General features: G+C 68.4%; 13 protein-coding genes, 1 pseudogene and 1 riboswitch. Of the genes and pseudogenes, 10 read left to right on the top strand and 4 right to left on the bottom strand.

What is annotated here, in order from left to right; genetic code table 11:
* Positions 1-8: 8 nt before the first annotated feature.
* Complete coding sequence (locus DMH03_RS17900) at positions 9-887, bottom strand: EamA family transporter (RefSeq protein WP_125793170.1); 879 nt, start codon at positions 885-887, stop codon at positions 9-11.
* 360 nt (positions 888-1,247) lie between these two features.
* On the opposite strand from DMH03_RS17900, the gene rpsT reads away from it, so the two are divergent.
* Positions 1,248-1,508: a 30S ribosomal protein S20 gene (gene rpsT / locus DMH03_RS17895; RefSeq protein ID WP_007034798.1), complete on the top strand. Its 261-nt coding sequence runs from the start codon at positions 1,248-1,250 to the stop codon at positions 1,506-1,508.
* Between the two features lie 52 nt (positions 1,509-1,560).
* Here rpsT and holA read toward each other — a convergent pair whose 3' ends face one another.
* Positions 1,561-2,544 (bottom strand): DNA polymerase III subunit delta, encoded by a 984-nt coding sequence (gene holA, locus DMH03_RS17890; protein WP_125793169.1) that lies wholly within the window; start codon positions 2,542-2,544, stop codon positions 1,561-1,563.
* 135 nt (positions 2,545-2,679) lie between these two features.
* Positions 2,680-2,812, top strand: a riboswitch (SAM riboswitch).
* Positions 2,813-2,824: 12 nt separating this feature from the next.
* On the opposite strand from holA, the gene thrC reads away from it, so the two are divergent.
* The gene (gene thrC / locus DMH03_RS17885; RefSeq protein ID WP_125793168.1) at positions 2,825-4,090 is read left to right on the top strand and encodes a threonine synthase; all 1,266 of its coding nucleotides are present in this window, start codon (positions 2,825-2,827) and stop codon (positions 4,088-4,090) included.
* Between the two features lie 18 nt (positions 4,091-4,108).
* Here thrC and DMH03_RS17880 read toward each other — a convergent pair.
* Positions 4,109-5,716: pseudogene (locus tag DMH03_RS17880) on the bottom strand (ComEC/Rec2 family competence protein); the annotation flags it as partial.
* Between the two features lie 49 nt (positions 5,717-5,765).
* On the opposite strand from DMH03_RS17880, the gene DMH03_RS42085 reads away from it, so the two are divergent.
* The 5 genes from DMH03_RS42085 to DMH03_RS17855 all read left to right on the top strand — a co-directional run bounded on the left by DMH03_RS42085 (position 5,766) and on the right by DMH03_RS17855 (position 9,491).
* Positions 5,766-5,957 carry a hypothetical protein gene (locus DMH03_RS42085; protein WP_158633097.1) on the top strand — a complete coding sequence of 64 codons (192 nt, stop codon included), beginning with the start codon at positions 5,766-5,768 and terminating at the stop codon, positions 5,955-5,957.
* Positions 5,954-6,412, top strand: a complete 459-nt coding sequence (locus tag DMH03_RS17870) for a hypothetical protein (RefSeq protein ID WP_125793166.1) — start codon at positions 5,954-5,956, stop codon at positions 6,410-6,412. Before DMH03_RS42085 ends, DMH03_RS17870 begins: the two co-directional genes overlap by 4 nt.
* Positions 6,409-7,089, top strand: a complete 681-nt coding sequence (locus DMH03_RS17865) for a DUF2637 domain-containing protein (RefSeq protein ID WP_158633096.1) — start codon at positions 6,409-6,411, stop codon at positions 7,087-7,089. Before DMH03_RS17870 ends, DMH03_RS17865 begins: the two co-directional genes overlap by 4 nt.
* Entirely contained in the window at positions 7,086-8,951 is a 1,866-nt protein-coding gene (locus DMH03_RS17860) for an FtsK/SpoIIIE domain-containing protein (protein WP_125793164.1), read from the top strand. The genes DMH03_RS17865 and DMH03_RS17860 overlap by 4 nt, the downstream gene beginning before the upstream one ends.
* Positions 8,952-9,140: 189 nt before the next feature.
* Positions 9,141-9,491, top strand: coding sequence for a hypothetical protein (locus DMH03_RS17855; RefSeq protein WP_125793163.1), 351 nt, complete (start codon positions 9,141-9,143; stop codon positions 9,489-9,491).
* Positions 9,492-9,543: 52 nt separating this feature from the next.
* Here the strand turns inward: DMH03_RS17855 and DMH03_RS17850 are convergent, their stop codons facing one another.
* Complete coding sequence (locus DMH03_RS17850) at positions 9,544-10,305, bottom strand: GntR family transcriptional regulator (protein WP_125793962.1); 762 nt, start codon at positions 10,303-10,305, stop codon at positions 9,544-9,546.
* Positions 10,306-10,407: 102 nt separating this feature from the next.
* Between DMH03_RS17850 and DMH03_RS17845 the strand changes: the two genes are divergently transcribed.
* The 3 genes from DMH03_RS17845 (at position 10,408) to DMH03_RS17835 (ending at position 12,400) form a co-directional block, all read left to right on the top strand.
* Positions 10,408-10,695, top strand: coding sequence for a hypothetical protein (locus DMH03_RS17845; protein ID WP_125793162.1), 288 nt, complete (start codon positions 10,408-10,410; stop codon positions 10,693-10,695).
* 151 nt (positions 10,696-10,846) lie between these two features.
* Positions 10,847-11,080, top strand: coding sequence for a hypothetical protein (locus tag DMH03_RS17840; RefSeq protein ID WP_125793161.1), 234 nt, complete (start codon positions 10,847-10,849; stop codon positions 11,078-11,080).
* Between the two features lie 141 nt (positions 11,081-11,221).
* Positions 11,222-12,400, top strand: a complete 1,179-nt coding sequence (locus DMH03_RS17835) for a Fic family protein (protein WP_125793160.1) — start codon at positions 11,222-11,224, stop codon at positions 12,398-12,400.
* Positions 12,401-12,416 lie beyond the last annotated feature (16 nt).

Raw genomic sequence — 12,416 nt, 5'->3', positions numbered from 1 at the left:
GGATGGGTTCAGGCCATCGCAATCGCGGTGATCCCGGCCAGCACCACCACCGACCCGGCCAGCCTGCGGACGGCGTTCGCCTCCCCCAGGACCAGCCAGGCGGCGACGCCGCCCAGGACGATGCTCAGCTCCCGCGCGGGTGCGACGAGGCTCACCGGGGCCATCTGGAGGGCGTAGAGGACCAGCAGGTAGGCGACTGGTGAGAGCAGGCCGACGATGAGGATTTCGCGCTTGTGCTCGCGCCACAGCCAAGCGACCTCCTCGCGGTCCTTCAGCGCGTATGGCGCCATGAGCAGGCTCTGCACGATCGCACCGGTTCCGAAATAGATGATCGGCGGGACACCGAGTCCGGTGACCGAATGCGCGTCCCACAGTGTGTAGGCGGCGATCGTGACCCCGGTCAGCAGTCCGTAGGCCACGCCTTTGCGGCGGGCGACGCGATCAGCGGCGTCGGCGTGCGCCGGTGCGCGCCCGGTGCCGATGACCAGCACCCCGGCGATCACGAGGATCGCGCCGATCAGGCCGAGCACTCCTGGCCGCTCGCCGAGCAGCACGACGGCCGCGAGCACCGAGAGCAGCGGCCCGGTACCGCGGGCCACGGGATAGACGACGGACAGATCGCCGACGGCGTAACCCCGTTGGAGGACGATCCCGTAGGTGACGTGGAACACCGCCGTGACCACGGCGGCGAACAGCCAGGTCCACTGTGGACGTTGCGCCTCCACCGCCAGTGAGACCGCCATGACGGGCACGAGAAGGATCGCGGAGAAACTGTAGTAAGCCCAGACGAACCGGGCTCCGCCACGGCGGATCCGCTTGGCTGCCAGATTCCAGCCCGCGTGGATGACTGCGGCGATGACGACCAAGGACAGAGCGGTGGCGTTCACGGCGGACCTTCCCGTTTTCCGCGCATGCGGAAAACACCGGTCCTCCAGGCTTTTGTCCCGTCAGATGAACGGCGACGCTTCCGGCCCCGCCGATGGTGCCGCTCGGACCTGTCCCGTCTGCCCTGATTGTGTGTTTCGCTGAACGGGCAGGCGGCGGAACCCTAGGCACTACGATCTTCACCGTACCGCAATCACCCCTCCCCAGGTGGCCGTGAGCGGCCCCGGGGCGGCTGTTAAGCTTGCCTCTCACCGTCGTGTGGCATTCCGTCATGGAGGAAACCCGCGCCGCTCTCACGAGCATGCAGGGCCGGTCACAGCGCGGCGGCGAAAACCACCGAGAGATTCAAGAGGAGCGCCCCCGTGGCCAACATCAAGTCGCAGATCAAGCGCATCACCACCAACGAGAAGGCGCGTCAGCGCAACCAGGCGATCCGGTCCTCGGTGAAGACCGCGATCCGCAAGTTCCGCGAGGCCGCCGACGCCGGCGACAAGGCCAAGGCCCTGGAGCTGCAGAAGGACGCGGCCAAGAAGCTGGACAAGGCTGTGACCAAGGGCGTTCTCCACGCCAACCAGGCCGCCAACAAGAAGTCCGCGCTCGCGAAGCGCGCGAACTCTCTCTGATCGGCTTTCGAAGGGCCCCTGCGACTCGCGTCGCTGGGGCCCTTCGCCATGTTCAGCGGCTGGTGCCGTGGGCGTCGACGACCTCGAGCACGGCGCGTTCCAACGCGTACTCCGGGTTGGCCGCGACCCCCTTGACCTCGGCGTTGAGCCGGGCGACCACCCGCATCGCGGTGGCGAGACCGTCCTGACCCCAGCCACGGGCCTGCCCCTGCGCCTTGCGCACCTTCCACGGCGGCATCCCCAGCTCGCCCGCCATCTGGTTCGGATTCCCGCGACCGGCGCCGGACACCCGCGCGATCGTGCGGACCGCGTCGGCGAGAGCATCGGCGACCAGCACGTGCGGCACGCCCAGTTGCATCGCCCAGCGCAGCGATTCGAGCGCCGCGGCCTTGTCGCCGGCGACGGCCTTTTCGGCGACGGCGAATCCGTTCACGTCCGCGCGGCCCCGGTGGTAGCGGCGGACAGCCTGCTCGTCGACCGTTCCGCCCGCGTCCGCGACGAGCTGGGTCGCGGCCGACGACAACTCACGCAGATCCGAGCCGACCGTGTCGATCAGCGCGAGCACGGCCGCACCGTCGATCTTCCCGCCGACCCTGCGAACCTCGTTGCGGACAAAGGACTCCCGCTCAGCGGCCTTGGTCAGCTTCGGGCATTCGACGACCTCCGCCCCAGCCTTCTTCAAGGCGGCGGGGAGCGCCTTCGCGGCCTTGCTCCGACCGCCTCCGCTGTGCACGACGACGAGCACGATGCCGTCGGCGGGCGCCTTGACGTAGGCCATCACCCCGTCGGCGAGCTCCTGCGAAATGTCCTGCGCCGATTCGAGGACGATCACCCTTCCTTCGGCGAACAGCGAAGGGCTGACCATCTCCGCGAGCGCCGGGACTGTGAGGTCCGACACCCGGATCCGGGAGAGATCCGCCGTCGGATCGGCGGCTTTGGCCGCGTCCGAAGCGCCGCGGATCGCGCGTTCGATCAGCAGCTCTTCCTCACCGAGAACCAGGACCAGCGGCGATGGGGCGGAAGCTTGCGTCGTCACGGTGACGATCCTGCCACTCGTCCTCTCGTGTGCTTTGTCCGGTGATGTGTTCCGGGCACGGTGGCCCCACCTGAGGCTCATGTCGTACGGTGTTGGCGAGGCGACGCGATGACACGCGTGCCGACAATCGAATACCGCTCATCCAGAGGGGCAGAGGGAACGGCCCGACGAAGCCCCGGCAACCGGCGTCAGCCTGTCATTCCGCGATCGCGGGATAGCTGACGAACACGGTGCCAATTCCGGCCCGCCACGGCGGGGCAGATGAGGAAAGGACCTCGCGATGACCGCAACCCTCGGCACGACCTCCACCACCAAGACCCCGGATCTCGGACCGGCCGTCGAACTGGTGTCGAAGGAAGAGGGACACCGGCAGCCGCTCGCCCCCGAATTCGTTTCCGCCGAGGACTTCTCGCCGCTCGAAGTCGCCTACGACTTCGGCCGCGTGCGCCGCGAGGACATCGAAGCCGGACCGAAGAACATCTGGCGCTACAAGAAACTCCTTCCCGTTCCGTCGAACGTCGAAGAAATCCCCAACACCGAACCCGGCGCCACCCGGCTCATCCAGGCCGACAGGCTCGCGAAAGCCTTGGGTGTCAAGAAGGTCTGGGTCAAGGACGACACCGGCAACCCGACGCACTCGTTCAAGGACCGCGTGGTCGCCGTCGCGCTGGCCGCCGCCCGCGAATTCGGCTTCGACGTGCTCGCCTGTCCGTCGACCGGCAACCTGGCCAACGCCGTCGCCGCCGCGGCGGCCCGCGCCGGCTGGCGGTCGGTCGTGCTGATCCCGAAGACCCTCGAGCGCGCGAAGATCCTCACCACCGCCGTGTACGACGGCGACCTGATCGCGGTCGACGGCAACTACGACGACGTGAACCGGCTCGCCACCCAGCTCGCCGCCGAGCAGGAGAGCTGGGCGTTCGTCAACGTGAACGTCCGGCCCTACTACTCCGAAGGCTCCAAGACGCTGGCCTTCGAGGTCGCCGAACAGCTCGGCTGGCGGCTCCCCTCCCAGATCGTGGTGCCGATCGCCTCCGGTTCCCAGCTCACCAAGGTGGACAAGGGTTTCCGCGAGTTCGGGCAGCTCGGCCTCGTCGACGAGACGCCGTACAAGGTGTTCGGCGCGCAGGCCACCGGCTGCTCCCCTGTCTCGGCGGCCTTCCGCGCGGGCCACGACGTCGTCCAGCCGGTCAAGCCGGACACGATCGCCCGGTCGCTCGCGATCGGTAACCCGGCCGACGGCCCCTACGTCCTCGACGTGGTCAACCGCACCGGCGGCGCGATCGAAGACGTCACCGACGAAGAGGTCGTCGAGGGCATCCGGCTGCTCGCCCGCACCGAGGGTGTCTTCACCGAGACCGCCGGCGGGGTCACCGTCGCGACGGCCAAGAAGCTCATCGAGACCGGCAAGCTCGACCCGGACGAGGAGATCGTCCTGCTGATCACCGGTGACGGTCTCAAGACCCTCGACGCCGTTGAGGGCAAGATCGGCCCGAAGGCCACCGTCAGCGCCTCGGCCGACGCGGTCCGCGAAGCACTCGGCATCTGAGTTCCCGCCCGGCCCGCCTCAAGAACGAGGCGGGCCGCGGGGCTCACCCCGGCGCAGCAAGGCAAGTCCTCGCGCGTCGGCGACGACCGCGGTGTCGCCGTCCGTGTCCGTTCTGGCGATCGACGCGCCGACCGCGGCCAGATTATCCAAAGTGGACTTGTTCGGATGACCGTAGGTGTTTCCGGCTCCGACACTCACCAACGCCACCCTCGGTGCGACGGCGTTGAGGAAATCCGGTGCCGTGTAACGGCTTCCGTGATGCGGGACCTTCAGGATCTCGGCTTGCAGATCGGCACCCTCGGCCATCAGGTCGGTCTGCGCGGCGAGCTCGACGTCGCCCGTCAGCAGTAGCCTGCCCGCCGGGGTCCCGGCGCGCAGGACGACCGAACCGTTGTTGATCACCGTGCCGTCCTGTTCGAGGACCGATCGCCGGGTGACATACCGCGGCCCCAGTACGTCCAGCGACAGCCCCGGCCAGTCCAGCCGCTGCCCGATCCCCAGCTCCAGCAAGGGAATCCCGCGGCGTGCGGTCTCGTCCGCGACCTGCTGCCACGCCCAGGCGGGAGCCCGGCCCGGGCCGACGGCGACCGCACCGACCGACCGGCCCTCGAAGACGGATTCGAGGCCGCCGATGTGGTCGGCGTGCAGATGACTCAGCACGATCAACGGAACACGATCCACGCCCAGCCTGCTCAGGCATTCGTCGACCGGTCCCGGTTCCGGCCCGGTGTCGACCAGGACCGCTCTGCCCGGCTCGCCCGTGGCGAGGGCTACGGCATCTCCCTGTCCGACGTCGCAGGCGACGGCACTCCACGACGCCGGTGGCCACGCCGGTGCCAGCACTCGCACCGGTACGAAGACGAGCAGACCGGCGGCCAGCGCGACCGCCAGCAAGATCCTGGCGTGACGCAGCCGGACGACGACGAGCACCACGACGAGCAGGCCGGCCGCCAACAGCCCACCCCACCAGCCATCCGGCCAGTCCACGACCGCACCCGGCGCCCGGGCGCCGTGGCGGGCCACGGTGATGAGCCAGCTCGCCTCGGGTTCGGTCAGGCGAACCAGCAGCCTGCCCGCCGACGGCCACCACGGTCCGACGACGGTGGCGAGCACGCCGAACACGGTGGCCGGGGCGACCACCGGCGCGGCGAGCACGTTGGTCACCACCGAGACGAGACTGACCGATCCCGCCATGCCCGCGATGACCGGCGTCGTCACCACGAACGCGGCAAGCGGGATGGTCAGCCCCTCGGCGTAGCCCGCCGGAACTCCGCGTCCGACCAGCCACTCGGCCCACCGCGGTGCCAGCAGGACGAGCCCGGCCGTTGCCAGCACCGAAAGCGCGAACCCGAAGTCCGCGGCCATGGCCGGATCGGCCACGACGAGCCCGGCGACCGCGAACGCCAGCGCGGGAAGCGCCGAACCCCGGCGCCCCAAGGCCAGCGCCAGCAGCCCGACCGCCCCCATCACCCCGGCGCGGAGCACGCTGGGCGCGGGCCCGGCGAGGACCACGAACCCGGCGAGCCCCGCGGCGGCCGCGGCGGCGGACGTCCGCGGCCCGACCCGGAGCACCCTCAGCAGGAGAAGGATCGAGCCGCAGACGATCGCCACGTTCCCACCTGACAATGTTCGTCAGGCACATGAGACCTGACGGACCCCGACCCCGGGAGCTTGAATGTCAGGGTTCATGTGGCACGTCACGCCGATCGCGGTGCTGGTCAGCGCCGTCGCGGTGATCGTGCCGGTCTTCCTCGGAGTACTGCCCGCGCTCGCCGCGCTGGGCGGCATCGTCGCGGGTATGGGCGTCGGCTGGCTCGTCGGCCGCGTCGTGGTCGCGCTCGCCAACCGGGCGGGGGATGCCCGATGAAGCGGGCGGCGGCCGTCGTCGCTGCTCTCCTCGGTCTCGTCGTCCTCATCGTCGTCCTGGCGTTGCTGGCGCTGTGGGCGTCCGGCGCGCTCTCCGTCTCCAGCCGCCCCGTCCCGCAGCCGACAGTCGCTTCGAGCACCACCGCGCCGTCGCCCGCGCCCCAGCACGAGGTCGTCATCTCGATCACCGGCGCGCCCGGCACTCAGTTCCGGGTGCTCGGCGAGGTCTTCGGCGACACCGGCCCGATCGATCTCCCGGCCGCCGGGCGTGACAAGGCGCGGTTCGAGACGGCGAAGTCGTCCGCTCAGCTCGACCTCGTCGTGTACGTGGCCGCGCCGATCGGCGACGACTCGGCCAGCTGCACGGTCACCTTCGACGGGCGGGTCATCGCCCAGTCCGAGCCGGTGCCGCTGGAGAACACGCACACCCTCGCCTGCCGGGTGAGGTCCGCGTGAACGGTTACCGCACGAGCGGCATCGCCTTCGGCGGCCTGGTGGCGGTTGTCGCCGCCGTCGCCTCGTACACGCACATGCGGACGCTGGCGGCGAAGCACGGCGAGGACTGGCTGTCCTGGCTGAGCCCGCTGTCGGTCGACGGTCTCCTGGTGGTCGCCAGCCTGGCGATCCTGCGCGCCCGCCGCGATGGCGGGCGGGCGCCGTGGCTGGCGTGGCTGGCGGTCGTGGTCGGCATCCTGGTGTCGTTGGTGGCGAACGTGGCGGCGGCCGGTCCGGATCTGGCGAGTCGCCTGGTGGCCGCGTGGCCGCCGCTGGCGTTCGCGCTCGCCTTCGAGCTGGTGATGTCGCTCGTCCGCCAGGTCGACGCCAGCCCGGCCGAGGCATCTGGCGAGGAGTCACCAGCCTGCCAGGAGCCGCACCAGGAGGCTGGTGACGCTCACCAGGAGCCTGGTGAAAACCTGGTGACCAGCGAGAACGCTCACCAGGACGTGCCCCCGCTGCACACTCGGGTGGCCGAGATGCTGGCGGAGGCCGAAGCCGCGGGTCAGCGCCCGCCTGGTCGCGTCGCCATCGCCCGCCAGCTCGACGCCAGCGAGTACGAGGTCCGCCAGGTGCTCGACGAGCTGCGCCAGGCGCCGCCTGCCCGGCTGGCGGTCGTTCGCCAGGACGCCCGGTGAGCCGCCGGTACCGCACCCGGCGGCGGTCGCTGATCGGGAAAGCCGCCAGGTGGTTAGCCGGGTGGCTGGTGCGGCGAGCCTGGCGTCACCGGGCCGCCCTGGCACCGGTCTGGGTCGCCGCCGGGCTCACCATCGCCGGACTGGTGCTGTTCCTGGTGCCCGGCGCCTGGTGGCTGGTGCCCGCCATCGGCGGCCCGGTGGCCGGCGTCGCCGTCCAGGTGTGGGGCGCCCGGTTGTCCCAGCCTCTCCAGCGTGTCCTGGCGTTCTTCGTGCCGGACGGTTTCGACGAGGGACGCAAGGGTGTGCTGGACCGGGAGGTCGAGCGGGCATACCTGGCGGTGCTGCTCGCGGTCGGTGGCGGCTGGGTGGCGATTCTGGGCGCGCGCGGACTCTCCACGCCGGGCATCTGGCAGCTGGGTGGGCTGCTGTTCCTGTTCCTGGCCGCGCCCTGGTGGTGGCACCGCCGCATCCGGCGCACCGGCCGAGGTAACCGGTTCGCCCGCCGCTGGCCGGTCGTCACCGAGGACGTCCTGGCGTTCAAAGATTCGAAGGTGCTGCCGACCGGCGTGGAGACCATCGCCGGGACGAAGGGCGGCACAGTGCTCTCGGTGAAGCTGGCCTCGGGCAAGACGATCGAGGACGTCGCCTACCGGGCACCGGCGGTCGGCTCGGTCTTCAACCTGCGAAAGGGCGCGGTCACCATCTCCCCCGGCCGCACCGAGCGGCAGGTGGCGGTGCGCATCCTGCCGCGCGACCCGTGGCAAGCGCGGATCGAGCACCCGCTGATCGCGAACCCTCGCCCGCACTCGCTGGCCGAGTCGTCGCTGCTGCCGATGGGCGTGCTCGACGACGGCCGGGACCAGCTGTTCCAGCTGCGGCACCTGGCCGTGGTCGGACAGAACGGCTCGGGAAAGTCGGCGTTCCTGGAGTCGCTGCTGGTGTGGCTGCTGTCCAGTGTGGACGCCGCTGTCATCGGAGCGGACATGGCGGCCGGGGCCACGCTCGGCGCCTGGGAGTCCGCGCTGGCGGCCCCGTTGGCGACGACGACCGAGGACGCCGTCCGGCTGCTGGTGGGGCTGGAGCAGGTCGTGCAGTACCGCGAGGGGCTTCTGGCCGACGGCAAGCGCGCGGCCGGTGGCGGCGGGCCGGACGTCCTGGAGGTGTCGCCGGAGGTGCCGTGGCTGGTGGCGATCCTGGAGGAGTTCCCTGATCTGGTCGCCGAGGGCGGCGAACAGGTGGTGAAGCTGGTGGGCCGGATCGCGAAGCGGGCGCGGAAGACGAAGACGACGCTCGTGCTGGCGGCGCAGAACTCGACGAAGACCGATATGGGATCGACGGAGCTGCGTGCTCAGCTCGGGATGGCCGGGTTCCGGTTGGACTCGCAGCAGTCGAAGACGTCGTGGGGTGAGCTGCGCGGCCGCGGATACACGTCCGTGGGGCTACCGACGGGCGTTTTCCTTCTGTACGACCAGGAGCACGATGTCCCGCGTCAGTCGAAGGGGTTCTTCGTGACCCCGGCGGAGCGAGCGCGGTTCCTCGCCGGGCTGTCCGGCGCCCGGCTGCTGGATGGCGGGTCGACGGCGAGGCTGCTCGGCGCCGACGGCGAGCCGGTGCACGCCGAGGCGGAGCGGATCCAGCAAGAGGGCGTGGTGCCGCTGGCCATGCCGACGGTGCCGGTGCAGCGCGTGGCCAGCAAGCGCGACCAGGTCGCCGGTCTGCTGAGCGCGGCCCCCGTGAGCCCAGCACAGCTGCGTGAAGCCACCGGTTTCGCCGACTCGACGCTTCGGCGGCTGCTCACCGAACTGGAGGCCGAGGGCCGGGCGCGGCGCGAGGGCCGGGGAAAGTGGGTCCACGCTGAGTGATCAGCTCGCAGAGCGCTCAACGCTCACGCTCGGCCTCATATGCGCAGGCGAGGGCGAGCGTTGAGCGCTCGGTGAGCGTTCAGAGATCACAGAAAGTGACGCGAAGCCTCAGGTGAACGGCTGAATCTGTAACAGCTGGCCAGGTCGGACCGAGCTAGTGACCAGGTTTGAGGACGAGGGAGCAACGACATGCCGGACACAGCGATCCACGAGATCTTGGGGAAGTACCGGAGCATCAAGTTCGACGGCAAGGCGGTGACGATCACGATCGTCACCGGAAGCTGGGTCTCCCGGGCCGAGCTGGTGCACCGCTTCCGTCTACGCAAGATTCAGGCCATCGAGGTCAGGCGCCCGTCCAGGCTGGACCCCGGCGGCATGCTCACGTTCCGTCTGTCCGGGGAACCGCCCGATCTGCCCAGCATCATGCCCGCAATGTCCTCGAAGGCTCCGACCAACGCCTTCTGGTTCTCGAAGGAGAACCTCCCGCAGATCGAGGCACTCGTGGAAGCGATCGAGGACGCGCTGGACGACCTCGACTGATCAACACAAAAGACGCCCCCGGCACGTTGCCGGGGGCGTCTTTACGGACTGCTCATTCGGCAGGCCATTCGTAGGTCAGCTCGTACAAGTTCGCCGGAAGGACGATGTCGTTCATCTCCAGCGGCCTGCCGTCCGTGCTGTACGCGACCCGCGTGATGGTCATGACCGGCACGCCGCCCGACAGCTGGAGAAGCGTCACTTCGTCCGGCTTCGGCATTCGCGCGCCAACGTGTTCGGCGAATGAGCCGATGGTGTGACCGGCCTCTTCGAGGCGTGCGTAGGCGCCACCTTCGCCGGTGTTGACCTTCTCGATCAGGGTGCCGCGCGTCAGTTCACGAGGTAGGCGCGACACCGCGAGCTGAGCAACCAGCCCATCGGCCCGCATCACCCGATCTCTCACGGTCAGTTCGGTTCCGGCGTCCACCCGGAGGAATTCGGCCGCTCGCTCATCGGCGCGCTCGAAGCGGACCTTGACGTTGCTCGAAGCAGCGAAGCCCTTTGCCGCGGCCTCCGCCAGGAAGGCGCCTTCGTTCCGTTCGCGTGCGGCACGCGACAACCGCGAACGCGCCAGACGCTGGATATTCGACGGCGGACGGACGAACACGCCGCGTCCATGCTCGACGTTGACCACGCCTTCGGAGCGGAGCAGGTTGACCGCTTCGCGGACGGTCGGTCGAGATACGCCGTAGGTATCGATCAGTTCGCGTTCACTCGGGAGCTTGGCGCCAGGTGGGTACTCACCGGCGTGGATCTTCTTCCGAAGATCGGTCGCGACTTGCCGGAACGCTGGCACTCCACTCGTGCGATCCATCATGGCAAGCATTCTCCACTCGCCAACTCGTCTTGACCAGTTGCTCGGCACATGTCACCTTTAAGTGGTCAAGACGTCATGACGAGTAGCGGTGAGGATGCAGCCATGGGGACGAACGTCACCGAAGCGGCAGGCTTGAACCGGGTCACCGAAGCCGACTACGCACAGCGCTACTACACGGACGACGGTTTGGTTCACGACTACCTCAAGCGTGAACTCGCTGACCCCGGCTTCGTCCACCTCACTCCGTGGTGCCAGCGGGGCAAGCTCCTTCCCACTCAGCACTTGCGACGGAAGGTCGACAGACACCCGGTCGCGCGCCACTCCAAGCACCAGGCCTGCCCGCCGTGTGCCCAGGAGCGGCACGAGATGCGGCAGGGACGACCGTCATGAAGACCGAGGAGCCTCCCGCCGTCGTCAGGACCCGCAACGACCGTCCGTTGCCGGACGAGAAGTGCCCGTGTGACAACGAACCGGCATGGGTCAGGGTCGAGACCTACGAAGATGGAACCGAAGTCCGTGTGCCCGTCTGTGGGTACTGGCCATGAGCGTCGTCCTGTTCCTCGATCAGGCTCGACTTCAACCGGTCCTTGACGATGCCTGGCACAGGGTCGCCATGATCAGCTTCTCCGACGGGACCCTGACAACTCTGTGCGGCGAGACCGACGACATCGAGTACAAGCCCGCCGCGCTGCGCCCCGGCGCTCTCAAGACGTGCTGGGAGTGCGACAAGGCCTACCGACGAAGCCACAACATCGCCTCACCGCCGGGCTCATGACCTACCTGCATCTCCCGCTGGGCGCCGCCACACAGACGCGCCGGCCGAACTCCACGTTCCCGCCCGTTCTACCTGAACGAGTGGACAACAAAGCGGTCAGGGAGATGGACAAAATACGGCCTGAAATCCTAGGGTGGAGACATGTCCGCAGGTAGAGAGTATGAATCATCGCATCCGTGGATCACCTTCAAGTACCAGGTGCGGTTCAACGCGACAAGCGCGAAGCTTGGTGAGGCGTACTCCAAATGCCGCCATCTGGCGGGGACGCCCTTGCAGCCCTCTCTCGCCAAGAAGCTCGCTGGCGTCTATCTCGTGAAGGGCGCCGTCGCCACAGCCGCGATTGAGGGCAACACTCTCCGAGAGGACGAAGTCCACGACATCCTGGAGGGCCGCAAGGAGCTGCCGCCAACTCAGCAGTATCTGGAGCAGGAGATCCGGAACGTGCTGCATGGTTTGCAGCTCATCGATCAGGCATCCCGCCGCGGTGAAAGCCTGGCGATCACCGCAGAGTGGATCAAAGCACAGAACAAGATCGTGCTCGACGGTCTCGAAGTCGAACCCCACGTTGTTCCCGGCGAGTTCACCGTCGAACGTGTCGCGGCGGGAAACTACCGGGGTGCACCTCCAGCTGACGTCGAGTTCTTGATTGACCAGTTATGCGACTGGATCGCACAGTTGCTCGACGTGGTCAACGACACCAACAATGCGGAAGATCTCCGCTTCACCCAAGCGTTTTACGCTGCCACCCTTGCGCACCTCTACATCGCTTGGATCCACCCCTTCGGCGACGGCAACGGCCGCACTGCCCGGATGGTCGAGTGCGCCATCCTCGCCCATTGCGGAATCGTGCCTTGGGTGTCCAGCAACCTGCTCTCGGACCACTACAACCGTACTAGGTCCCGCTACTACCAGAAGCTGTCCAACGCCTCCCGCCACGGCGACGTCGATGGGTTCATCTCCTACTCCGCAGCAGGCTATGTCGACATGCTCCGCGAGCAGATCCACGACGTCCAGCTCATGCAACGCCACACTGCCTGGGTCAATTACGTCCACCAGACTTTCCGCAGCGAGCCCACAGGGGAAACATACAAACGACGCTGTGGGGTGGTCCTAGCGCTTCCTCCGGATCAGGCCATTCCGAAACGGAAGATTCCCACGGTCACCGCAGAGATAGCGGGAATGTACGCCACCCGTGGACCGAAAACCCTGAGCCGCGACCTACACCGCCTCGAAGAACTCGGACTCGTCGTGGCCACCCCTAAAGGCTATATCGCCAACACAGCTGTCATCGACGCGTTCTTGCCGATGCGAGTGAAATAGCCACCGGACACGGCAA

It is taken from the genome of Amycolatopsis sp. WAC 01376, assembly GCF_003947415.1.
Classification (GTDB): domain Bacteria; phylum Actinomycetota; class Actinomycetes; order Mycobacteriales; family Pseudonocardiaceae; genus Amycolatopsis.
Note: the sequence above shows the minus strand (reverse complement) of the source record. Positions and strands in the feature narration are given on the sequence as shown.